A 22227-nucleotide genomic window follows, 5' to 3' on the forward strand; every position below is an offset into this window, starting at 1 on the left:
TAATTAAATTTTGAAACCGAAGTAGAAATGCTTCGGTTTTTTATTTGTTTTACTTTAACTATCTTCGCATTTTTTAAATCTTAATCTTACAAAAATAAGTCGTGAAAAAATATATTAAAATAGCGTTTTATCTTTCCATCATTGGGTTAATTGCGGTTGTTACAGTAAATTATTGGGTAAAATCCTCAACCGAAACCAAGATTTATTACTCAATTAAAAAGTTACCTAAAAATGATGTGGGAATTATTTTTGGAGCAGGAATTAACGGAGATCAGCCAAGCAAATATTTAAAAGATCGTTTGGATGCAGGGATTATGCTTTGGAAAGCAAAACGTATCAATAAAATTTTACTTTCGGGAGATAATGGCCGTGATGAATATGATGAATTAACTGTAATGAAAAATTACTGTTACAATCAAGGCGTTGATACAACCAAAATATTTGTTGATTATGCAGGTTTTGATACTTACTCAACAATGTATCGTGCTAAACATATTTTCAAAATTAAGAAAGCCACTTTAATCTCTCAGGAATATCATTTAAACCGCGCGGTTTATATTGGTAACAAATTAGAAATAAAGTCAGTTGGTTTTTCTGCTAATAATGGAGAATATTTAGGATACAAATATGTTACTTTTAGAGAATACCTTTCTGTTTTTAAATCTTTCTTTGATGTTCTAAGAAATCGCGAACCTCGTTTTTTAGGCGGAGAGATTAATATTAACGGAGAATCGAACTATTCTAAAGAAGATAAACGATAAATAAAATATTGTGTCGCTCCGCTGGAGCTTTTGATATTTGGAATCGCATTTTCTATAATCATTACGCTCCTCTGGAGCTATAAAAAAAGGACTGACTCACTTTGAGACAGTCCTTTTTTAGTTTTAAAATAAAATCTTTATTCTAGCATTTATTTTCTTTGCTCTTTATTCTTAACTCTATTTTCTTACTCTTTCTCCAAAACTCTTTTAGCTAATTTTCCAACTGTAAGTCCTTGTACAACAATTGAAAATAAGACTACGATATAAGTTACTTCAAGTAAAAGGTTTTTATATTCTCCTTCAGGCATAGAAAGTACCAAAGCAATCGAAACTCCGCCGCGAATTCCGCCCCAAACCAAAACCATCAACGAACCTTTATTATAAGCAGATTTAATTCCGAAGAACTTAAAAATATCAAAGAATTTCCAAGGCAGAACTATAGAAGTCAATCTTGAGAAAAGAACGATAAAAATAGCTACAAATCCTGTTAGCAATTGTTTGTTTAAATCTGGAAGTAATAACAATTCAAAACCGATAAATAAGAATAGAACCGCATTTAAGATTTCGTCGATAAGTTCCCAAAACTTTCCTAAGTAATCTTTAGTTACTTCGCTCATCGCAACTTTTTTACCATAGTTTCCAATAATTAATCCGGCAACAACCATCGCCAGCGGACTTGAAACGTGTAAACTCTGTGCAACTAAAAATCCGCCAGTTACAATTGAAAGTGTTATTAAAACCGAAACTTTATAATCGTCGATTTTCTTCATGACTTTTGATGCTGTAAATCCAAAAACAGCTCCTAATAAAAGTCCGCCAATTCCTTCTTTTGCAAAAAGCCAAGCGATAGAACTAAAACTCACATCAAATGTTGGGTCAGTTGCCATTTTAAGAACAACAGCAAACATAACTACCGCTACTCCATCATTAAACAAAGATTCTCCAACAATTTTAGTTTCTATTCTTTTAGGAACTTTGGCTTCTTTTAAAACACCCAGCACCACGATTGGATCGGTTGGAGAAATCAGGGTTCCAAAAACCAAACAGAATACATAAGGAATATTGATTCCTAAAAACGGTGCGATATAATATAAGAGCATCGAAATAATTAAAGCAGATAATACAACGCTTACTGTAGAATAAATCATGATAGGCACTTTCTGTTCTTTCAAATCAGCCATATTTACGTGCAGTGCTCCAGCAAATAAAAGAAAATTCAACATTGCTCCCATTAAGATTTCATTGAAATCAAATTCTTTTATTAAATCAAAAAAATGTCTTGTAGTAGCAGGAAAATAAGAATCTCCCAGTAAGCGAATTCCAACTGAAACCAACATGGCAATAATCATGATTCCTATAGTTCCCGGAAGTTTTAAAAATCTTAAATTCAAATAGGCGAAGAAAGAGGCTAGTACAATAAGTACTGAAAAAGTGTAGTATAATTCCATAAATTGTGATTTTTACAAAAATATCTTTCTCATTATTTAATTTAAAATTTCAAGTATTGAATTAACATAACTTTATAATTTTCAGAAAAACATTCTTAAAACCCCTAACTTCTCAAAAGAAAACAAACAATAAATCGAAAAACCGAAGCAATGCTTCGGTTTTTCATCTTTTGGAGCAAAATCAATAAAACACCTTTGTGTATTATTTATTGTTACGAACAAACTCATCAAACTGTTTTAGTTTAAGTGATTCTGTTTCTTCTATACGTTGTACTTTCAGGTTAGTATTACTTGCATTTTTCCCTGTTACCGGTTTAGGTTTTGTTGTGTATAAGTAAGACTCGAAAATGTGGCTTAAATACAAAGGCGATTTTCCTATACCGCGGGTTTTATCAAAATTTTGAGATTGATGACAAGTAAAGCAGTTTACCAAATTGCCGGCATTAATTTTATGAATGCTGTCTTTAAATGTCTGCGTATAAGTTTCCATTGTAATATTGGCCAAGTTTGAAGAACCTCTCGCCAATGAATCTGGAAGTACACTTGATATTTGTCTTTTTACAATTGCTTTCGCCTGATCTGAAGGAGACATTCCATCAGTATCCAGCCAGATTGAGCCGTTATAAAAGTAATTTTTAAAAACATCTTTTAGTTTTGAAGCTACACATTTATTAATGAAATCAATATTATTAAAATTAACTGGCTCTGACTGGCTTGTTTTCATGTAATCATTAGTTTCAACAACTTTTGGAACTCCATATTCATAAAGAACAAATGCTTTACCCGGCACTAATGGTTTCTTATTAGTTCTATCCCAGGTAATACCTTTTAAGCCCGAATCTGTACCGCTTTCATAAAGCAGTTTTTCATCATTTGCTGTTACAGAATTATTTGTCCAGTCATAAATTGGAGCCATCTCTTTATGCTCAAAAGTAGCCCAGATAAATTCAGGATGATTTTTTACAACTCCAACAACATGCATTCCCAGTAATGCTACCGATTTTGCTTCATATTGTCCGGCTTTATTTTTAACTGCAGCTTTAGTAATAAAGTAATCTCCCAGTTTTTCTTTTGGAATTGAAGCTGTGCTGATCCATGAAACTTTTAATTCAAGCGAACCAACCGGAAATGTCTCCAGATTTGAATAAGGTGTTTTTCCGCTGTTAATTTCTGAAGCTGCAATAATCGCCTTATCAAATAATATTTTGTTTACGTGTATAGAATAAAAGACAGTATCGCCAGCAGTTTTTCCCGGAACGACCTTTGGATTAGAGACTAAAACACCAGCCGGACCTGCCTGAGCAATTGAGGTTAAAACCAATTTTACGCCTAACTGCGGACTAACACGTTCCATTTCTGGAGTAACAATATCTAAAGAATCTAAAAACAGCGGATTGCCGCTTGGCAGAGGTTTTGTTGCCCATAAAAATTTTTGCCATGACCATTGATGAAAAATACAATTGGTAGTGCTTGAAGAATCAAATGGACTTCCGTCGCCTTCTGCTGGCGCGGGAGTCTGCTCATGCGGAAACCAGCCGGCTTCGCAATTGCAAGATTCAGCTGCATTATCGGCATACGCGGTTTTATCCATTATTTTTTCTTTATTCAAAAAAAATAATGACCCCGCTGCTGCTGTAAGAGCAACTGCTGTGGTTATAATTGTTTTCTTTTTCATTTTTGAGATTTATTTTTTTGAGATTTATTTTTTGGGTAATAAAAAAGGGCCGTCTAAAACAGACGACCCTTTAAATCAAAACAGTAACCAAATCAGGAAATCTATTAAATTCCTAATCATATCGTTTTTGGAGTTGTTAAAATTTGGGGTCTTTTTTTATGCCAACTCAGCTTGTAAATTTGCAGCAGCTTTTACTGGTACATTTTCAACATCATGTTGATAATATGAAAAACCTCCTGTTCCATTCCATGAACCATCAATAGCTAAATGAGCATCAAAATCTGCTAAAAAAGCACCAATTGCAGGAGGAGGAAAAGTGTGAACATACTGTCCTTTTAAACTCACAACTTGTGTAAATTGTCCAAATCCAGTTGCATATATTTTTCCAGTTACCGGAACAACAATATGGCTATCAGGACCATGTACAGCCTGAGTAATTACTACTGTACCAGAAACAGAATTTTGTGATGGTACAACAACTAAACTAAATGATGCGATTGGAGCACCTGGTGTTCCAACATTTCCAATTGTGCCTTTTGCTAAGTAAGCACCTGCTAATAAATCTGACATAACTTTTCGTTTTTGGTTTCCTACTCGTATGGCTTTTCGGATCCGCCTCGTTTTTTCTAGTGGGTTCTGCTCCACCTATTTGATTTGTTTTTATTATTTAATTGCTTTTAACCAACATTTTAAATAATAGGATCGGGTTTATTTCTATACCAAAACTATATTAGATTGATAGACATAATTAAAAAAATGTTATGAAATGAGAATTTTGAGTCATAAAACTCGAAAAAGATGACACAAGAAAAAATAAGCAGTTTTTATTTTTTTCAATTATCTTAAAATGACTTTCAAAAACACCGTAAAACGAGTCCTTCAGATAGTCCTCAGCATCCGCTAGTAGAAGGTCTTACACAAATAGGCAATACAACTGTACGGCTCAAGGAACTATCATTGTAACTAAAAGTTAAATTACCAGGAATACTTTTAAGTGTAAGAGTAACCGCAGCAATTCCAGTCCAAATATTTAAATTATCATCGTAAGGCAAAGGCGGGTCATTATAGGCAAATTCTACATTAATTGAAGTTATAATTAGCTTGCCGTTATATTGCGGATCAACAGGCAGTATACTCCAGCAGATTTTACTGCCAGACACAACGCAAGTCTGTAATTGATCAGTGCCTTCAAATTCAGAATATTTACTTCTGTTATCAACTACATAACAGCCTTTTTCTGGATTGTTTGTATACAACATATTAACATCAACCCATACTTGGATAAAGACAGTACATGTTGACGGAGCAATTTTAGATTTTCTTATTTCTTTATTACTTTCAATCACAGTATTAATTTATTGAGTTTAACCAACTGCTGTCAATTTTATTCTTAATGAATGACATATAAAATATTTTCAATAATAAAGAATTAGTACCTCCGAGGAAACTAGGAGGTACTAATTTGTAATACACTTAAAATATTATGCGGTGCATGTTAAAAATGGGTCCCACCAGTAATACTGCATAGGTGCCCCCCCAACAGATACTCCTATTTTAATTTGATATGTACATTGTCCTTGAACCATGGCAGTTCCTAACCACTGATATGATCCTGTCGCCTGTGGTGCCGGCCATCCCCAATTTCCAAAAATATTTGTACCATTAGAAATCTCAAGACCCACAATTTGAACAGTATCTCCCTGTTGTCCAGCGGCATCAATAGGAAAAACATTAAATGCGATTCCAAAACCTGCTGTAACTTGTGAAGACAGCTCAAGTCCTCCTTCTCCTGTACTGCCGCCAACTGCATTATTATCCATCATATAAATACCAGTTCCTGCGTATGGACCAGAAGTCTGGCTATATAAAAAGACTGTATCAACTGCAATATTGATTACTCTTGCAGGAATTACAGAGCTTGCGCTAAAAGCTAAATTTGTTCTATTATTCATAGTTTTATTTTTTAATTAATTATTAAGCAGTAACAGGTATAATAGTTACAGGCAGAGTTACTGTTATAGATTGCCCTCCTCCAATATAGCTGAATACTATATTTGAATTAACATTTCCTCCAACAGTTGATGTTGTAAGCTGTCCTGTAAACATATTAGGAGATCCTGGAACTGGAGCCGGCGGAGTCGCCCATCCAGATTGAGCTCCAACCTGAGTAATTGCAAATTCATTAGCAAACTGAGGATCGATTGGTAAAACCGACCAGCATACATTACTACCAGTGATTACTTTAGTAGTTAAGTTTGCCGAACCTTCACCAGTTGATTGCTGGCTTTTGTTACTAACAGCATAACATCCGTTAGTACTTCCTTGTTTTAGTGAATTGACATCTGCCCACACTTGAACAAAGACCGTGCATTGATTTGTAGGTATTGACATTGTTTTTTGGTTTATTTTCCTTACTCATAAGGCTTTTCGGGTTCCGCCTCGTTTTTTATAGTGGGTTCTGCTCCACATTTAAATCAAGTAGAAAATAGATCTTGGGCTAGCTTAATTATATTTCCACGAACGAAATTATATTACAATTCTTACACACTAAGAAAGAATGTAATAAAACACAAAATATTATGTATGAACCACTTAAAACAACAACACTAAAACTATTCTTACACATAACGAAGTAAAAACTTTCAAACTTTCAATTATTTTTGAAAGTTTAAAAACTTTTATATACATTTGTCTCATGGAATTCAAAGAAGCAAAAAATAAGTTTGTACAAACCTGGGGAGCATTAGGTTCTCAATGGGGAATTAATAAAACTATGGCACAAATCCATGCTTTATTAATGGTTTCGAATGAACCTGTTTCTATGGAAGAAATTATGGAAGAACTGCAAATTTCCCGCGGAAACGCCAGTATGAATCTTAGAGGATTAATGGATTGGGGAATAGTTTATAAAGAATATAAAGCCGGAGAAAGAAAAGAATTTTTTACCGCAGAAAAAGATTTGGATGAACTAGCAGTAAAAATCTCCAGAGAAAGAAGTAAAAGAGAAATTAAACCTACTCTTAAAATCTTAAAAGAAGTTTCGACAATAGAACCAAAAGATTCTGCTGAAGAAAAACACTTTGTAGATCAAACAGAAAAACTATATGCCTTCGTTTTAAAAGTTGACAACATGCTTGACAAAGTAACAGAAATGAATGAAAACTGGCTGGGCCGTATGGTCATCAAATTACTCAAATAAAAAATTTAATTCAAACTTTCACTTTTTTCTGAAAGTTTAAAAATTTAAAAACAATTAAAATGGATTTCTTAAAAGCAGAATGGAAAAATTTAGCCTTATATAATTATGAGGTTGATAAAGAAATTTTAGAAAAATACCTTCCCGAAGGAATAGAAATCGACATTTGGAACAACAAATGTTATGTCAGTCTGGTTGGTTTTATGTTTAAAAACACCAAAGTTTTAGGTATTAAAGTTCCTTTTCATGTTGATTTTGAAGAAGTCAATCTGCGATTTTATGTAAAAAGTTTTGAAAACGCCGAATGGAAACGCGGAGTGGTTTTCATAAAAGAGATTGTTCCTAAAAAAGCAATCACATTTATTGCCAATACTTTGTATCAGGAACATTATGAAACTCAGAAAATGAGACATGAAATTATTGAAAGTAACAATACCAATACTTTTATTTATCAATGGAAAAATGACAAAGAGTGGAATACAATTGAATTAGAAACTAAAAATGTATTGACACAAATTGAAACTGATTCTGAAGCTGAATTTATTACTGAACATTATTTTGGGTATACAAAAATTGATCAAGAAACTACTTTTGAATACGAAGTTACACATCCAAGATGGGAACAATATGAAGTCTTAAATCATCGCATTGATATTGATTTTGAAAAAAATTATGGAAGTGATTTCGGATTTCTTCAAACTCAAAAACCAACTTCTGTTTTTCTGGCTAAAGGATCAAAAATTACGGTAAAAAATAAAAGAAAACTGCAGGTTATTCCTGTTCTGGAAGAAATGTATTAAACCTTGTAAACCTGGAAATCATGAATTTTAATATTATTGGTTATTTTATTTATCTCATCATAACTATTTTCATTATCCTAAAAGTTGGAAAAATCTGTTACAAAAACGGAAATGTTTTTGTTTTAGAGCTAATTCCAAACCATGCCGATCTCTGCCAGAAAATAAATCAGGTTTTACTTCTCGCCTATTATCTTTTAAATATTGGCTATTGTGCTATGACTTTAATTTCCTGGCAAAAAATTATTTCATCCACTCAATTAATTGAAACCATCTGCATAAAAACAGCTGTTATAATTTTTATTATTTCAATTCTGCATTACCTCAACATTTTAATTATAACTAAATACGCTCAAAAACTAATTCATAACAATAAAAACTAAATATTATGGAAACTACAAAAATTTTAATCGGTTACGGAATCTATTTACCAGTCGCTTTATTATTAACATATTACGTTTCTAAAACTCTTTTTAAAAACGGAAAAATCTTTATGCTTGATATATTTAAAGGCCGTGAAGATATTGCTCAGGCAACCAACAAACTTTTTGAAACCGGATTTTATCTTTTAAACATTGGTTTTGCCTTAATGATTTTGGAAATGCAGTTAAACCGTGACAGTTATCAGGAATTAATTGAAAATTTAAGTTACAAAATTGGAGGATTTTCTATTTATCTTGGCATCATGTTATTCTTCAATTTATATTTCTTTTTTAGAGGAAAAAGAAAAGCAAAAGAAGCTCAAAGGGAAGAAAGATTGGTTTTTAAAGCTTAATTCGTAACTAAACCCGGCAGGTTTTCTCCCGAGGCTTCGGGACTGTCGGGTTTGATTCGACACAAAACAAAACTCAACAAATGAACAAACTTATTATAGCTGCCGGAACAGGTTTTCTCGGACAAGTTTTAGTCCATCATTTTAAAAATAAATTTGAAGAAATTGTAATTCTAACACGCGGAAAATCTCAGACAATTGACGGAATAAAATATGTAAACTGGAATGCCAGAACTCTTTCCGGCTGGGAAAAGGAATTAGAAAATGCAACGGTTTTAATCAATCTTGCCGGAAAATCAGTTGACTATCGTTATACGAAAAAGAATAAAAAAGAGATTCTTTTATCCCGAATTGAAAGCACCAAAATTCTAAATAAAGCCGTTTTAAATTGTCAAAATCCGCCGAAACATTGGCTGAATTCATCAACGGCAACCATTTATCGATATTCTCTTGACAAACAAATGAATGAAGCTGATGGTGAAATTGGAAATGACTTTTCTATAAATGTTGCACTTTCATGGGAAAAAGCATTCTTTAAAACCGAAACTCCAAAAACTTTAAAAACGGCTTTGCGAACTTCAATTGTTTTAGGAAAAAATGGCGGTGCTTTTGTTCCTTTAAAGACTTTGGCAAAAATTGGTTTTGGAGGAAAACAGGGAAATGGAAATCAGTTTGTAAGCTGGATTCATGAAGACGATTTTGCCAATGCTGTTGATTTTATTATTGAAAAAGAAATGACCGGCGTTATTAATATTGTTTCTCCTGAACCTATTCGCAATGTCAATTTTATGCAGAAACTTCGAAAAGCGGTTGGTTTTCCTTTCGGAATTCCGCTGAATAAATTCTTTCTGGAAATTGGATCTTTTATTATTCGAACAGAAACAGAATTGGTTTTAAAAAGTCGAAATGTAGTTCCGAAACATCTTTTAGAAAATGGGTTTCGATTTAAGTTTGGGAATATTGATGAGGCTTTTCGAGATTTAATTTAGAACCCAAATTCACATAGTTTGTCATTTCGTCGAAATGACAAGAGTAAGTAAAAAACAGACTTAAACCAATGACAACAATAAACCTCGAAACCAAAATAAAAGCCTCAAAACAAATCGTTTTTGACGCCGCAAGAAATATCGACATTCACCAGCAATCGGCAAGTCCGTCAAAAGAAAAAGCAATTGCGGGTGTAACATCTGGTTTAATTAATTTAAACGAAACCGTAACTTGGCGAGGTAAACATTTTGGGCTTTACCTTACTCACAAAAGTCGAATTACGGCAATGAATCTCTATGATTATTTTGTGGATGAAATGGAGAAAGGCAAATTCAAATCGTTTAAACACGAACATATTTTTGAAGAGGAAAATGGCTTTACAATTATGAAAGACAAATTGCAATACGAAACTCCGTTTGGAATATTCGGAGAACTTTTTGATATTTTGTTGTTGAAAAAGCATCTTACTAATTTTCTTTTGGAAAGAAATAAGATTTTGAAAGAAGTGTCGGAAAAACTCGGTTAAGATAAATTCCTTACTTTTATAAGTAATTTAATCCTTTTTGATAGCTAATTACTAATATAAAAATATACTTATGAAATTAAAAACAATATTAACCTTATTCCTTTTTACCGTTTCTTTTATCGGATTTTCTCAAAGCAATTGTACAAATTTAAAAGGATGTGAAAGAAAGCTTTGTGAATTAAACACAAAATTGGTTGCTGCGAAAAAAGCTGGAAATCAAAATCAGATTAAAGGTGTTGAAGAAGCTATTGCGCAAACCAAAAAAAACTGCACCACCAAAACAGTTAACAAAGATCTTGACAAAAAGGTAAAAGAGAAACAGCAAGAAGTCAACGAAAGAACTGCCGATTTGAACGAAGCGATTAAAGACAAGGAAAGCAAAGAAAAAATCGACAAGAAAAGAAAAAAACTAAATGAAGCAAAAGCTGAATTGAGTAAAGCTTTGGCGGAACAGAAAGCGAAGTAATTTTTTCTCTCGCAGATTTTAACAAATTAATTTGGCAAAGCCCAATATTTAAACGCAATCTTCTTTTAAAAATGAATTTCCTCGTTTTACGTTTTGCGTGAGGGATAGAGGCGGTATCCTTTTATGCAGCGGAGCGGAATAAAAGATATAGCCGAAAGCCCGACCCGGAGGGTCACGCCCAAATTATTTTTATAAAAACACAATCATCAGCCACCAAAAAATGGGTACACTTTCAACCCAAAAGGAAGTGTAATATTTAGAACGGTTTGAGTTGGCAAAAAAGATAAATAACATCAGCATAGTCACCATGATAAGATTTATAATAGCATCGTGGTAATTGAATGTTGAAATAAAAACTTCTAAAAACCAAAACGGAATCAGAAGTAAAAAGCCTAACAGTTTTGTTTTCTTAACGCCAATTGTCTGCGGCACGGTTTGCAAATGCGGATCGTCATTTGCCAAATCGATAATTTCGAAAACCAATATCAAAACAAAAACCAATACAAAACGCTGAATGCATTTGATGAAGAAATCTGTTGTAAACAGAATTTCGGCATTTATTAAAGGTAAAACCAAAGTCGCACCAACCCAGCAAAGTGCTACAATATAAATTTTAACTCCTGCCCAGTTTCGGGCATTTCTTCGGTTTGGGAAAAACGGAAGCGTATAAAGTGCCGTTATCAAAAAAATCACTACAGAGACAATTTGAGTAATCCGCTTTAAATGAAAAAAATAATAACCAACCAAAATCAAAGAAATAAAACTTAAAACGGCGATAATTTTTAATTGAGTCCCAATTGGATTTTTCTTTACGCGGACTAATGCGTCATATTTTACGAAATTATATCCTACAATTGTTCCAAAGAAAACAAATAACGCCATTGGCGCATCGTATTGAATATGAAATACATGAAACGTAATTCGAACTAAAGCATAACACGATAAAGCCACGTGAATACTGCTGTTTAAATAAAAATTAAATATTTGTTTTAGAAGTTTCATATCCCGAAATCTAATCAATTGGTAACAAATCAACTCTTTAGTTAGAAAATTGACAAAAATTGAAGTTAAAAATACCCATTAAATTATTAATAATACTTAATTTTGCGCCACAAAAAAACAACACATTTACTATAAAATGTAATAAACCTTGTGTAGCATGAGATTACGTCAAATAAAACACCCGGCAAATTACTTTTGATCTTTAAAAAATAGACTGCTACAAATGAAAACAGATGCTTTTGCTTTAAGACACATTGGTCCAAGAGAAACAGATCTTCAACACATGTTACAAACAATTGGTGTTGACTCGATTGAACAACTTGTTTATGAAACCCTTCCGGACGATATTCGTTTAAAAGCTCCTTTGAATTTAGATCCTGCTATGACAGAATATGAATTCGCAAACCACATTCAGGAATTAGGAAAGAAAAATAAAGTATTCAAATCCTATATTGGTTTGGGTTATCATCCAACTATCGTTCCGGCTCCAATTCAAAGAAACATTTTTGAAAACCCGGGATGGTATACAGCTTACACACCTTATCAGGCAGAAATTGCTCAAGGTCGTCTTGAAGCTATCTTAAATTTCCAGACTACTGTTATTGAGTTAACAGGAATGGAAATTGCTAACGCTTCTTTATTAGATGAAGGAACTGCAGCTGCAGAAGCTATGGCGTTATTATTTGACGTTCGTACGAGAGATCAAAAGAAAAATAATACACACAAATTCTTCGTTTCTGAAGAAATTTTACCTCAGACTTTATCTGTACTTCAAACGCGTTCAACTCCAATTGGAATTGAATTAGTTGTTGGAAACCACGAAACATTTGATTTTTCAACTGAGTTTTTCGGAGCTATTTTACAATACCCAGGAAAATACGGTCAGGTAAACGATTATGGTGCTTTTGTTGCTAAAGCAAAAGAAAATGAAATCAAAGTTGCCTTTGCTGCTGATATTTTATCACTTGCTGCCTTAACTTCTCCGGGAGAAATGGGAGCTGCAGTAGTAGTTGGAACAACTCAGCGTTTTGGTGTACCAATGGGTTACGGTGGTCCTCACGCAGCATATTTTGCAACTAAAGATGAGTACAAACGTTCAATGCCGGGCCGTATCATTGGAGTTTCTGTTGATGCAAACGGAAACCGCGCTTTACGTATGGCTTTAGGAACTCGTGAACAGCACATTAAACGTGAAAAAGCAACTTCTAATATTTGTACTGCTCAGGTTTTACTAGCAGTTATGGCCGGAATGTACGCTGTTTACCACGGACCAAAAGGATTGAAATATATTGCAAACAAAGTTCACGCATCTGCAGTTACTACTGCTGAAGCTTTAAATAAATTAGGAGTTTTCCAAACAAACACAGCTTTCTTTGATACAATTTTAGTAAAAGCTGATGCGCAAAAAGTAAAAGCGATTGCTGAGAAAAACGAAGTTAACTTCTTTTATCCTGATGCTGAATCAGTTTCGATTTCATTAAACGAAACAACTTCTGTTGCAGACATCAACCAAATCATTGCAATTTTTGCTGAAGCTTTAGGTAAAGAAGCTGTTACGGTTTCTGAATTAACTACAGCTAGTCAATTACCAGCTTCATTAGAAAGAACATCTTCTTTCTTGACACATGATGTTTTCAACAATCATCATTCTGAAAGCCAATTAATGCGTTACATCAAAAAATTAGAGCGTAAAGATTTATCGTTGAATCATTCGATGATTTCATTAGGTTCTTGTACGATGAAATTAAATGCTGCTTCTGAAATGCTGCCTCTTTCAATGCCAAACTGGAACAGCATTCACCCGTTTGCACCAGTTGAGCAAGCAGAAGGTTATATCACAATGCTTAAAAAATTAGAGCAGCAATTAAATGTAATTACTGGTTTTGCCGGAACAACATTACAGCCAAACTCTGGAGCTCAGGGAGAATATGCTGGTTTAATGGCTATTCGTGCTTACCATTTATCAAGAAACGAAGGTCACCGTAATGTATGTTTGATTCCTTCATCGGCTCACGGAACAAATCCTGCTTCTGCAGCTATGGCCGGAATGAAAATCATCGTTACAAAAACTACTCCGGAAGGAAATATTGACGTAGAAGATTTAAGAGAAAAAGCAATTGAACACAAAGATGATTTATCTTGTTTAATGGTAACATATCCTTCTACTCACGGAGTTTTTGAATCTTCGATTATTGAAATCACTAAATTAATCCACGACAATGGCGGATTAGTATATATGGATGGTGCAAACATGAACGCTCAGGTTGGATTAACAAATCCTGCTACAATTGGTGCTGACGTTTGTCACTTAAACTTACACAAAACATTTGCTATTCCTCACGGCGGCGGCGGGCCTGGAGTTGGACCAATTTGTGTGAACGAAAAATTAGTTCCGTTCTTGCCAACAAACCCAATCTTAAAAGTAGGCGGCGAACAAGCAATTACTGCTATTTCATCTGCTCCTTACGGATCTGCTTTAGTATGTTTGATCTCTTACGGTTACATCACAATGATGGGAGCTGAAGGATTAAAAAGCGCTACAGAACACGCAATCTTGAATGCGAACTATATGAAATCTCGTTTTGAAGGACACTACCCAATTCTTTATACTGGAGAATGCGGAAGAGCTGCTCACGAAATGATTTTAGATTGCCGTTCATTTAAAGAAAACGGAATTGAAGTGGGTGATATCGCAAAACGTTTAATGGATTACGGTTTCCACGCTCCAACGGTTTCTTTCCCTGTTGCTGGAACTTTAATGATCGAACCAACAGAATCTGAAGATTTAGCTGAATTAGATCGTTTTTGTGATGCACTTATCTCAATCAGAAAAGAGATTGAAGCAGCAACTGCTGATGACAAAAACAATGTATTGAAAAATGCACCTCATACATTAGCAATGTTAACTTCTGATTCTTGGGATTTCCCTTATTCTAGAGAAAAAGCAGCTTATCCATTAGAGTATATTGCTGACAATAAATTCTGGCCATCTGTTCGCCGCGTAGACGACGCTTATGGTGACAGAAACTTAGTTTGCAGCTGTGCTCCTATTGAAGCTTACATGGAAAACTAAGAAATAGTTTTTTATACATATTCAAACCCGACAGATTTTAAAACTTGTCGGGTTTTGTTTTATATCGAAGTTTTACAAAACTGATAAACTACCAACTTCTGCTTTATCTTGACTTAAAAAAATCAATTTTCGTTTTTTATAACATTCTAAAAAATATCACCCGGTTTTATAACACTTCAAAATATTTTAATAAATAAAATTTAAATTTTAGAATTAATCTCAAACGTTTGAAATCTCGGAAAAAGCAAAAAATCATTAAAAAATAAACAATATATCTTCTAAAAAATCGTTATTTCATAATTATATGCATGCATAGTATTTTTTATGATAGTTATCATATTTTTATTTATACTTTAGCATGAAATTTATCGGATAATTAAGGGAAAAATGAAAATAAAAATTATTGGTATTGGGAGTTATATTCCTAATTTAGAAGTAAAAAACACAGATTTTGACAAACATGTTTTTTTAAATGAGGACGGAACTCCTTTTGGTTACCCGAATGAAGTTGTAATTAAAAAATTTAAAGGCATTACCGGAATTCAAAACCGCCGTTATGCCGAACCTCAATATACTGCATCTGATTTAGCATTTTTCGCAGCTCAAAAAGCTATTGCAAATGCCGAAATCGATGCTGAAACTTTAGATTATATTATTTTCGCTCACAATTTTGGCGATGTAAAAACAGGAACTCATCAAACTGATATCCTGCCAAGTCTAGCAACACGTGTAAAAAACAAATTAGGAATCAAAAATCCTAAATGTGTGGCTTATGATATTCTTTTTGGATGTCCGGGCTGGATTGAAGGCGTGCTTCAGGCCAATGCTTTTATTAAATCCGGAATGGCCAAAAGAGTAATGGTAATTGGAGCCGAAACCTTATCAAGAGTTGTTGATGATCATGACCGCGATTCGATGATTTATTCTGATGGAGCCGGAGTTTCTATTTTAGAAGCATCAACAGATGAAGCAGGATTATTATCTTACGAAAGTGCCACTTATGCCAATGATGAAGCGAATTATCTTTTCTTCGGAAAATCATATAATCCAGATTTAGATCCGGATATCAAATACATTAAAATGTATGGACGTAAAATTTACGAATTTGCTTTGAGCAATGTTCCGTGCGCGATGAAAAGCTGTTTAGATAAAAGTGGTATTGCCATTGACGAAGTAAAAAAAATCTTAATCCATCAGGCAAACGAAAAAATGGACGAAGCAATTATCGAGCGTTTCTACAAACTTTACGATAAAACGCCGCCAAAAGACATCATGCCAATGAGTATTCATGATCTGGGAAACAGCAGTGTTGCAACTGTCCCTACTTTATTCGATTTGATTTTACAAGGAAAAATTGAAAACCAGAAAATCAACAAAGGCGATGTTATTATTTTTGCTTCAGTTGGAGCCGGAATGAATATTAATGCTTTTGTTTACCGATACTAGTATTCAGTCGCAGTTTACAGTTTCAGTGACCAGTTCTACAAACTGAAAACTGCGACTGTAAACTGAAAACTTAAAAAAGTCCGCATCTTATAGTGCGGACTTTTTTAGTATATTTGCGACCTAATTAAAATCAAGAACGAGAGCTTGTTTCGTTCCTCACAATAACTATGTACGAAAAAACGTTTCCGAATAAAAGATTCAAACTTACCTTAGAGTTTTTACAAAAGCACGTTAGCACATCAGAAACCATTTTTGATTTTGGCGTACCAAATCCATTTTCTAAAATAATGGAAGAAAACGGATATACCGTTAAAAACACAAAAGGCGAAGATTTAGATAACGATCATACTGCTTTACAAACAGAAGAATATACCGTTTTTACAGCATTTGAAATTTTCGAACATTTACTAAATCCATACACAATTTTAGAAAACGTAAAATGCGACAAATTGTTAATCTCAATTCCGTTACGTTTATGGTTCTCACCTGCTTATCGATCTAAAACTGATATGTGGGACAGACATTACCACGAATTTGAAGACTGGCAATTGGACTGGCTTTTAGAAAAAACAGGATGGAAAATAACAGACCGTCTTCAATTTACACATCCGGTAAAAAAACTTGGAATCAGACCTTTATTACGATATTTTACTCCAAGATACTATATTGTTGCAGCTGAAAAAGTTAAGAACTAAGATTGCAGATTAACCGTTTTTTATTTTTAGATGACTTTCACAGAATCTAAAGTCTAAAATCTAATCCCGAGGCTTCGGGACTAAAATTCTTAAAATGAAATATTACATCGTCATTCCCGCTCATAACGAACAAGATTTAATTGGCCTGACTCTACAATCTCTGGTTACTCAAACTGTTCTGCCTGCAAAAGTTGTAGTTGTAAACGACAATTCTACAGATAAAACGGAAGAAGTTGTATTAAGTTTTGCAAAAGAAAATCCGTATATTTCTGTTGTAAACAAAACTTCAGATGCGATTCATTTACCGGGAAGCAAAGTAATACAGGCTTTTCAAAAAGGTTTTGAAACTCTGGATTCTGATTACGATATTATTGTAAAAATAGACGGTGACTTAATTTTCCCGCCAAATTATTTCGAAACTATAATCAAACATTTCGAATCTGATCCAAAAATTGGGATGGCCGGCGGATTCTGCTATATTGATAAAAACGGCGAATGGGTTTTAGAAAACCTTACGGATAAAGACCATATTCGCGGAGCTTTAAAAGCGTACCGAAAAGAGACTTTCCAGCAAATTGGAGGTTTACGACCAGCAATGGGCTGGGACACTGTAGATGAATTACTTTGTAAATATTACGATTGGAAAATTGTTACCGATGATTCTTTACATGTAAAACATCTAAAACCAACTGGTGCAAATTACAACAAAACTGCCCGCTACAAACAAGGCGAAGCTTTTTACACTTTAGGTTATGGTTTTTGGATTACGGCAATTGCTTCGGCAAAACTGGCAATGATGAAGAAAAAACCGTTTCTCTTTTTAGATTATATCAAAGGATTTTTGAAAGCAAAAAAAGCAAAAACTCCTTTATTAGTTACCCCTGAACAAGCTAAATTTATTAGAAATTATCGTTTAAAAAAGATGAAAGAAAAGCTTTTTTAATCTTAAAAAAAATTAAAAAACTGCAAACTGAAACGGTAAACTGTAAACTAATCCTTAATTTAGCCAATATTTAAAACTTATGATGCTAATTCGTTATTTATCCCAAATAGGAAAATATTTTTTAATGCTGAAGGAAATTTTCAATAAACAGACCAAATGGCCTGTTATGAAAAATTTAATTTTCAAAGAGATTGATGATTTGATTATTGATTCACTTGGAATTGTCTGCTTTATATCATTCTTTATTGGAGGAGTTGTTGCCATTCAAACGGCATTAAATTTAACCAATCCCTTAATTCCAAAATACCTAATTGGTTTTGCTACACGTCAATCTGTGGTTTTAGAGTTTGCCCCTACTTTTATTTCGGTTATTATGGCCGGAAAAATGGGATCTTACATTACTTCAAGTATTGGAACAATGCGTGTTACAGAACAAATTGATGCGTTAGAAGTTATGGGAGTTAACTCAGTAAACTACCTTGTTTTCCCAAAAATTATAGCTTTATTAATGTACCCTTTTGTTATTGGGATTAGTATGTTTTTAGGAATTTTTGGAGGATGGCTTGCTTGCGCTTACGGAGGATTTTCAACCGGAGCAGATTTTATTATGGGAGCCCAGAAAGATTTCATACCATTTCATATTACGTATGCATTTATCAAAACTTTAATATTTGCAATGTTATTGGCAACAATTCCGTCTTTTCATGGATATTACATGAAAGGTGGTGCATTAGAAGTTGGTAAGGCTAGTACAACGTCATTTGTATGGACATCAGTTACTATTATCCTTCTAAATTATATATTAACTCAATTATTACTAGGATAATGATAGAAGTAAAAAATATAGAAAAATCATTTGGTGACAGTAAAGTTTTAAAAGGCGTTTCGACGGTATTTGAAACTGGAAAAACCAACTTGATTATCGGACAAAGTGGATCTGGAAAAACAGTATTATTAAAAACGCTTTTAGGAATTCACACACCAGACGCAGGAACAATTGAATTTGATGGAAGAGTTTATTCTGATTTAGATAAAGACGAAAAACGTGAATTAAGAACCGAAATCGGGATGGTATTTCAAGGTTCTGCATTATTTGACTCAATGACAGTTGAAGAAAATGTGGCTTTCCCGTTAAAAATGTTCACCAAAAACAACAAAGCACAAATTCAGGAACGCGTAGATTTTGTTTTAGAAAGAGTAAATCTGATAGATGCTCATAAAAAATTACCTTCTGAAATTTCCGGAGGTATGCAGAAACGTGTTGCGATTGCGCGTGCCATTGTAAACAATCCGAAATATTTGTTTTGTGATGAACCAAACTCAGGTCTGGACCCGAATACTTCAACTTTGATTGACAATCTGATTCAGGAAATCACGAAAGAATACAATATCACTACCGTAATTAATACTCACGACATGAACTCTGTGATGGAAATTGGTGAAAATATTGTTTTCCTAAAAAAAGGATTAAAAGCCTGGCAGGGAACTAAAGAGGAAATCTTTAAAACCGACAATAAAGATATTGTTAAGTTCGTATACTCTTCTAACCTGTTTAAGAAAGTACGTGAAGCATATTTAAGAGGACTATAAACTTTTAAATTTACAATAATATAAAATCCCAAATTCCAAGTTGTTTAAATTGGAATTTGGGATTTCTTTTTTAGATATATTTATGAATTGAATTTTCTAATCCATCAATTCAACTTCGGCATTTGGATTAAAAAGATATGTTTTTCCAGAGCTTATTTCAATGCATTCAAAACGTTTGGTACGAACTGCTAGTTTCTTGAATACTTTTCCGTTTTTGATCCTAAAAACGCTTCCAAACGGGATTTCAAAAACATAACTTTTGTCGTTGTCTGTATCAAATTGTTTTAGTGCCAAAGATAAGGTTGTATCTGTATCACTGCTCGCCGATGGATTCTTAAAATGTCTTGCTAATAAAGGTAATATCTGACTCGGAAATATCTCCGGACGAATAAACGGAACCATTAATCTTTGAAAAGTAAATTTCCATTCATTTCCATGTGGTTTTATATTTCGTCCGAATTTTTCAAAAGCAACTAAATGTGCAATTTCATGAATCAGCGTAATCATAAACCTGTATTTATTCAAACTCGCATTAACCGTAATTTCATGTTTACCACTAGGTCCGCGCCTGTAATCTCCATGACGTGTCTGACGTTCGTTTACGATCTTCAAATGCACCTGATTGGCTACAATCAAATCAAAAACAGGCTTTACGGCATGTTGGGGAATATATTTTGCTAATGTATCGCTCAAAATAATTACAAATTATGAGTTATAAGTTATGTGTTTTTTCTTGGTTGTGATTATTATACTTCTTATAATCTTCAATACTTCATTGCACTGATTATGTATTGAATCGAATTCAATCGTAGAAATAAAATCTGTTTCTTTCAAAATTTCAAGCCAATACATTGATTCATCACATTCTTTCTGAGCGATTGACAATTTATGAATAAAATCAGGCTTACTTTGGGCATTGACAGCTTCTCTAACATTTGCACCAACAGAAGTAATTGAACGTAAAAATTGTTTACTCATTACAAATTCTTTTCTCTCTGCAACCAGCCATTTATAAAAATTAACTCCTCTTACGGCTAACTCAAAACTTTTAGTTTTTACAATACTCTCACTCATAATTCATAAAGTGTAATTCAAAACTTTTTACGGATTTGTTGAAGAAACTTCAAGAACTTTTCCGTTAAAATATTTATTTCCGTTAAGAGTAAAATCATAAATATATGCCGCCATTCCTTCAGCAGAAATTGGAGCCTGATAACCTGGGAAAGCTTCATTAAGCATTTCTGTTTGAACCGAGCCCAAAGCCAGAACATTAAATGAAATGCCTTGATCTTTATATTCTTCTGCTAATAATTCGGTTAAAGTAATTACAGCGCCTTTACTTGAACTGTATGCTGCTAATCCGGCAAACTTAAGACTGCCGCGTACACCGCCAATAGAACTAATCGTTACGACATGGCTTCCTTTTTGTAAATAAGGCAGACAGATTCTGGTAAGATTAGCTACAGCAAAAACATTTACTTTATAAATACTTTCAAAATCGGCTTGGGTTGTTTCAGCAAAAGGTTTTAAAAGTAAGGTTCCGGCATTATGAACTAACGCATCTACCTTTTTCCAGCTTGAAGAAAGAAATTTTTCTACTTCCTCCAAAGCGGTTTCATCTGCCAGATCAATTGCCAGGCAGGTAACATTTTGATGTTCTAAAAGTAATTTTGGAGTTTTTCTTGAAATCGCTAAAACCTGATTTCCGGCGTTGGCAAACTGCAAAGCCAATTCGTAGCCAATACCTCTACTCGTTCCGGTAACAATAATATTTTTCATGAAGCAAAAATAAGGAAAACCAAAATAAAGAACTGTTATTAATTCATTACAATTTCCTGAGTCGGCGAAGTGCTTATTTTGGTTACAGCCGGAAGTAACTCCTGAATAAAGTTAGTAATATGCGGAATATCCATTACTTTAAATTCATCTGAAACATGGTGATAAAAATCAAAATTTTCAAAATCGAAAGTACTTAAAGACTGACATGGCTTTTTGAAAACATCATAAAACGAATAATTATCAGATCTGTAAAACAATTTGTATTCGGCTTCTTTTGGTAAAAATCCAATTGTCTTTTTTCCTGTATACTCATTTATTTTTTCGGCCATATTCGATTTATCAAAACCGGTAATATAAGCCAGATAATCACGTTTCATAGGAACGCCTATCATTTCGATATTCAGCTGTGTATATAAATTAAAATTTTGTGCTTTGAGTTTCTGAACCATACTTTTAGAACCTAGAAGTCCTTTTTCTTCTCCGGCAAAAAACACAAAAAGAATGCTTCGTTTATTCGATTTGGTTTTGCTGAAATATTTCGCCATCTGCGCTACAGCCGTAACTCCGGATGCATCGTCATTTGCTCCATTGTAAATTTGATCTGGCTGCTGTTTCTTTTCAATTCCAATATGATCGTAATGTGCACTTAAAACTACATATTCATTTTTTAGAACCGGATCTGTCCCTTCTAAAACTCCAACTATATTAAAAGCCGGAAGTTTAAAATTGGTTAAAGTATCGCGATAGGTCTTAAAATAAGGTTTGACGTTGTTCTTTTTAAAAAAATCTTCTAAAAAAACAGCTGCTTTTTCTATTCCTTTTGTTCCCGTGTCGCGGCCTTCTAATTCATCCGAAGAAAGGTATTTTAAAAAATCTGACACTTCAGATTCTTCGACTTTATAACTAATCTCAACAGATTTTGTTTCTGTTTTTGATTCTTTTTCATTTACAGTTGAAGTTCCTGATTTACAAGCTAAAAAAACAAACGGAAGTAAAAAGTATAGTTTTTTCATGGTTTTTGTGGTTAGTTTAATGATTGATTGAAAGTATTATTTTACTTGAAACTATAAA

Annotated in this window: 25 protein-coding genes and 1 other annotated feature; of the genes, 14 read left to right on the top strand and 11 right to left on the bottom strand. The window is 33.5% G+C overall.

The features are described from left to right. Positions 1-101 precede the first annotated feature (101 nt). The gene (locus PQ462_RS21115; protein WP_274251460.1) at positions 102-761 is read left to right on the top strand and encodes a SanA/YdcF family protein; all 660 of its coding nucleotides are present in this window, start codon (positions 102-104) and stop codon (positions 759-761) included. A 185-nt stretch (positions 762-946) separates the two neighbouring features. Here the strand turns inward: PQ462_RS21115 and PQ462_RS21120 are convergent, their stop codons facing one another. From PQ462_RS21120 to PQ462_RS21145, 6 genes are all read right to left on the bottom strand, one after another. Further along, complete coding sequence (locus PQ462_RS21120; protein ID WP_012022525.1) at positions 947-2209, bottom strand: cation:proton antiporter; 1263 nt, start codon at positions 2207-2209, stop codon at positions 947-949. Positions 2210-2411: 202 nt separating this feature from the next. Further along, the gene (locus PQ462_RS21125) at positions 2412-3884 is read right to left on the bottom strand and encodes a hypothetical protein (RefSeq protein WP_274251461.1); all 1473 of its coding nucleotides are present in this window, start codon (positions 3882-3884) and stop codon (positions 2412-2414) included. Between the two features lie 156 nt (positions 3885-4040). After that, positions 4041-4454: a DUF1842 domain-containing protein gene (locus tag PQ462_RS21130; protein ID WP_149206197.1), complete on the bottom strand. Its 414-nt coding sequence runs from the start codon at positions 4452-4454 to the stop codon at positions 4041-4043. Positions 4455-4774: 320 nt separating this feature from the next. After that, complete coding sequence (locus tag PQ462_RS21135) at positions 4775-5230, bottom strand: hypothetical protein (RefSeq protein WP_274251462.1); 456 nt, start codon at positions 5228-5230, stop codon at positions 4775-4777. Positions 5231-5365: 135 nt separating this feature from the next. Next, positions 5366-5836 (bottom strand): hypothetical protein, encoded by a 471-nt coding sequence (locus PQ462_RS21140; protein ID WP_012022529.1) that lies wholly within the window; start codon positions 5834-5836, stop codon positions 5366-5368. Between the two features lie 22 nt (positions 5837-5858). After that, entirely contained in the window at positions 5859-6275 is a 417-nt protein-coding gene (locus PQ462_RS21145) for a hypothetical protein (RefSeq protein WP_274251463.1), read from the bottom strand. Positions 6276-6579: 304 nt separating this feature from the next. Here PQ462_RS21145 and PQ462_RS21150 point away from each other — a divergent pair, with 304 nt between their 5' ends. The 7 genes from PQ462_RS21150 (at position 6580) to PQ462_RS21180 (ending at position 10628) form a co-directional block, all read left to right on the top strand. After that, a complete protein-coding gene (locus PQ462_RS21150) occupies positions 6580-7083 on the top strand; it encodes a GbsR/MarR family transcriptional regulator (protein WP_274251465.1) in 504 nt (167 codons plus the stop codon). Positions 7084-7142: 59 nt separating this feature from the next. Continuing rightward, a complete protein-coding gene (locus PQ462_RS21155) occupies positions 7143-7880 on the top strand; it encodes a YqjF family protein (protein ID WP_274251466.1) in 738 nt (245 codons plus the stop codon). 20 nt (positions 7881-7900) lie between these two features. Next, positions 7901-8260: a hypothetical protein gene (locus PQ462_RS21160; RefSeq protein WP_073409088.1), complete on the top strand. Its 360-nt coding sequence runs from the start codon at positions 7901-7903 to the stop codon at positions 8258-8260. Positions 8261-8265: 5 nt separating this feature from the next. Further along, a complete protein-coding gene (locus PQ462_RS21165; RefSeq protein ID WP_012022534.1) occupies positions 8266-8652 on the top strand; it encodes a hypothetical protein in 387 nt (128 codons plus the stop codon). 80 nt (positions 8653-8732) lie between these two features. Next, positions 8733-9638 (top strand): TIGR01777 family oxidoreductase, encoded by a 906-nt coding sequence (locus PQ462_RS21170; RefSeq protein WP_274251468.1) that lies wholly within the window; start codon positions 8733-8735, stop codon positions 9636-9638. Between the two features lie 68 nt (positions 9639-9706). Beyond that, positions 9707-10162, top strand: coding sequence for an SRPBCC family protein (locus PQ462_RS21175; RefSeq protein WP_274251469.1), 456 nt, complete (start codon positions 9707-9709; stop codon positions 10160-10162). A gap of 70 nt (positions 10163-10232) precedes the next feature. Next, the gene (locus tag PQ462_RS21180; protein ID WP_274251470.1) at positions 10233-10628 is read left to right on the top strand and encodes a DUF1090 family protein; all 396 of its coding nucleotides are present in this window, start codon (positions 10233-10235) and stop codon (positions 10626-10628) included. Between the two features lie 189 nt (positions 10629-10817). Here PQ462_RS21180 and PQ462_RS21185 read toward each other — a convergent pair whose 3' ends face one another. Continuing rightward, the gene (locus tag PQ462_RS21185; protein ID WP_274251471.1) at positions 10818-11630 is read right to left on the bottom strand and encodes a hypothetical protein; all 813 of its coding nucleotides are present in this window, start codon (positions 11628-11630) and stop codon (positions 10818-10820) included. 223 nt (positions 11631-11853) lie between these two features. On the opposite strand from PQ462_RS21185, the gene gcvP reads away from it, so the two are divergent. The 6 genes from gcvP to PQ462_RS21215 all read left to right on the top strand — a co-directional run bounded on the left by gcvP (position 11854) and on the right by PQ462_RS21215 (position 19377). Then, complete coding sequence (gene gcvP / locus PQ462_RS21190; RefSeq protein ID WP_274251473.1) at positions 11854-14703, top strand: aminomethyl-transferring glycine dehydrogenase; 2850 nt, start codon at positions 11854-11856, stop codon at positions 14701-14703. A gap of 387 nt (positions 14704-15090) precedes the next feature. After that, complete coding sequence (locus PQ462_RS21195; protein ID WP_274251474.1) at positions 15091-16149, top strand: 3-oxoacyl-ACP synthase III family protein; 1059 nt, start codon at positions 15091-15093, stop codon at positions 16147-16149. Further along, positions 16147-16258 (top strand) — a sequence feature (Thr leader region). It overlaps the preceding gene by 3 nt. Positions 16259-16316: 58 nt before the next feature. Beyond that, positions 16317-16844: a methyltransferase gene (locus tag PQ462_RS21200; RefSeq protein ID WP_121360057.1), complete on the top strand. Its 528-nt coding sequence runs from the start codon at positions 16317-16319 to the stop codon at positions 16842-16844. A gap of 94 nt (positions 16845-16938) precedes the next feature. After that, complete coding sequence (locus PQ462_RS21205) at positions 16939-17787, top strand: glycosyltransferase (RefSeq protein ID WP_274251475.1); 849 nt, start codon at positions 16939-16941, stop codon at positions 17785-17787. 79 nt (positions 17788-17866) lie between these two features. Beyond that, complete coding sequence (locus PQ462_RS21210) at positions 17867-18613, top strand: MlaE family ABC transporter permease (protein WP_012022541.1); 747 nt, start codon at positions 17867-17869, stop codon at positions 18611-18613. Then, on the top strand, positions 18613-19377 hold the full coding sequence (locus PQ462_RS21215) for an ABC transporter ATP-binding protein (protein ID WP_274251476.1): 765 nt from the start codon (positions 18613-18615) through the stop codon (positions 19375-19377). The genes PQ462_RS21210 and PQ462_RS21215 overlap by 1 nt, the downstream gene beginning before the upstream one ends. Positions 19378-19473: 96 nt before the next feature. On the opposite strand, the gene PQ462_RS21220 is transcribed toward PQ462_RS21215, so the two are convergent. The 4 genes from PQ462_RS21220 to PQ462_RS21235 are packed head-to-tail and all read right to left on the bottom strand — an operon-like array spanning position 19474 to position 22169. After that, positions 19474-20070, bottom strand: coding sequence for a SprT-like domain-containing protein (locus tag PQ462_RS21220; RefSeq protein WP_274251477.1), 597 nt, complete (start codon positions 20068-20070; stop codon positions 19474-19476). A gap of 12 nt (positions 20071-20082) precedes the next feature. Next, positions 20083-20451: a four helix bundle protein gene (locus tag PQ462_RS21225; protein WP_274251478.1), complete on the bottom strand. Its 369-nt coding sequence runs from the start codon at positions 20449-20451 to the stop codon at positions 20083-20085. Between the two features lie 27 nt (positions 20452-20478). Then, positions 20479-21156: an SDR family NAD(P)-dependent oxidoreductase gene (locus PQ462_RS21230; protein WP_274251479.1), complete on the bottom strand. Its 678-nt coding sequence runs from the start codon at positions 21154-21156 to the stop codon at positions 20479-20481. Between the two features lie 38 nt (positions 21157-21194). After that, on the bottom strand, positions 21195-22169 hold the full coding sequence (locus PQ462_RS21235) for a M20/M25/M40 family metallo-hydrolase (RefSeq protein ID WP_274251480.1): 975 nt from the start codon (positions 22167-22169) through the stop codon (positions 21195-21197). Positions 22170-22227: the final 58 nt, after the last annotated feature.

The sequence above is a fragment of the Flavobacterium sp. KACC 22758 genome (assembly GCF_028736135.1).
Lineage (GTDB): Bacteria > Bacteroidota > Bacteroidia > Flavobacteriales > Flavobacteriaceae > Flavobacterium > Flavobacterium johnsoniae.

What these genes read in the sequence shown, in the direction of transcription:
- PQ462_RS21225 (WP_274251478.1), bottom strand. Translation starts at nt 20,451, where the DNA reads ATGAGTGAGAGTATTGTAAAAACTAAAAGTTTTGAGTTAGCCGTAAGA.
- PQ462_RS21145 (WP_274251463.1), bottom strand. Translation starts at nt 6,275, where the DNA reads ATGTCAATACCTACAAATCAATGCACGGTCTTTGTTCAAGTGTGGGCA.
- PQ462_RS21130 (WP_149206197.1), bottom strand. Translation starts at nt 4,454, where the DNA reads ATGTCAGATTTATTAGCAGGTGCTTACTTAGCAAAAGGCACAATTGGA.
- PQ462_RS21170 (WP_274251468.1), top strand. Translation starts at nt 8,733, where the DNA reads ATGAACAAACTTATTATAGCTGCCGGAACAGGTTTTCTCGGACAAGTT.
- PQ462_RS21195 (WP_274251474.1), top strand. Translation starts at nt 15,091, where the DNA reads ATGAAAATAAAAATTATTGGTATTGGGAGTTATATTCCTAATTTAGAA.
- gcvP (WP_274251473.1), top strand. Translation starts at nt 11,854, where the DNA reads ATGAAAACAGATGCTTTTGCTTTAAGACACATTGGTCCAAGAGAAACA.
- PQ462_RS21205 (WP_274251475.1), top strand. Translation starts at nt 16,939, where the DNA reads ATGAAATATTACATCGTCATTCCCGCTCATAACGAACAAGATTTAATT.
- PQ462_RS21215 (WP_274251476.1), top strand. Translation starts at nt 18,613, where the DNA reads ATGATAGAAGTAAAAAATATAGAAAAATCATTTGGTGACAGTAAAGTT.
- PQ462_RS21175 (WP_274251469.1), top strand. Translation starts at nt 9,707, where the DNA reads ATGACAACAATAAACCTCGAAACCAAAATAAAAGCCTCAAAACAAATC.
- PQ462_RS21180 (WP_274251470.1), top strand. Translation starts at nt 10,233, where the DNA reads ATGAAATTAAAAACAATATTAACCTTATTCCTTTTTACCGTTTCTTTT.
- PQ462_RS21200 (WP_121360057.1), top strand. Translation starts at nt 16,317, where the DNA reads ATGTACGAAAAAACGTTTCCGAATAAAAGATTCAAACTTACCTTAGAG.
- PQ462_RS21230 (WP_274251479.1), bottom strand. Translation starts at nt 21,156, where the DNA reads ATGAAAAATATTATTGTTACCGGAACGAGTAGAGGTATTGGCTACGAA.
- PQ462_RS21185 (WP_274251471.1), bottom strand. Translation starts at nt 11,630, where the DNA reads ATGAAACTTCTAAAACAAATATTTAATTTTTATTTAAACAGCAGTATT.
- PQ462_RS21140 (WP_012022529.1), bottom strand. Translation starts at nt 5,836, where the DNA reads ATGAATAATAGAACAAATTTAGCTTTTAGCGCAAGCTCTGTAATTCCT.
- PQ462_RS21165 (WP_012022534.1), top strand. Translation starts at nt 8,266, where the DNA reads ATGGAAACTACAAAAATTTTAATCGGTTACGGAATCTATTTACCAGTC.
- PQ462_RS21210 (WP_012022541.1), top strand. Translation starts at nt 17,867, where the DNA reads ATGATGCTAATTCGTTATTTATCCCAAATAGGAAAATATTTTTTAATG.
- PQ462_RS21150 (WP_274251465.1), top strand. Translation starts at nt 6,580, where the DNA reads ATGGAATTCAAAGAAGCAAAAAATAAGTTTGTACAAACCTGGGGAGCA.
- PQ462_RS21160 (WP_073409088.1), top strand. Translation starts at nt 7,901, where the DNA reads ATGAATTTTAATATTATTGGTTATTTTATTTATCTCATCATAACTATT.
- PQ462_RS21120 (WP_012022525.1), bottom strand. Translation starts at nt 2,209, where the DNA reads ATGGAATTATACTACACTTTTTCAGTACTTATTGTACTAGCCTCTTTC.
- PQ462_RS21235 (WP_274251480.1), bottom strand. Translation starts at nt 22,169, where the DNA reads ATGAAAAAACTATACTTTTTACTTCCGTTTGTTTTTTTAGCTTGTAAA.
- PQ462_RS21155 (WP_274251466.1), top strand. Translation starts at nt 7,143, where the DNA reads ATGGATTTCTTAAAAGCAGAATGGAAAAATTTAGCCTTATATAATTAT.
- PQ462_RS21125 (WP_274251461.1), bottom strand. Translation starts at nt 3,884, where the DNA reads ATGAAAAAGAAAACAATTATAACCACAGCAGTTGCTCTTACAGCAGCA.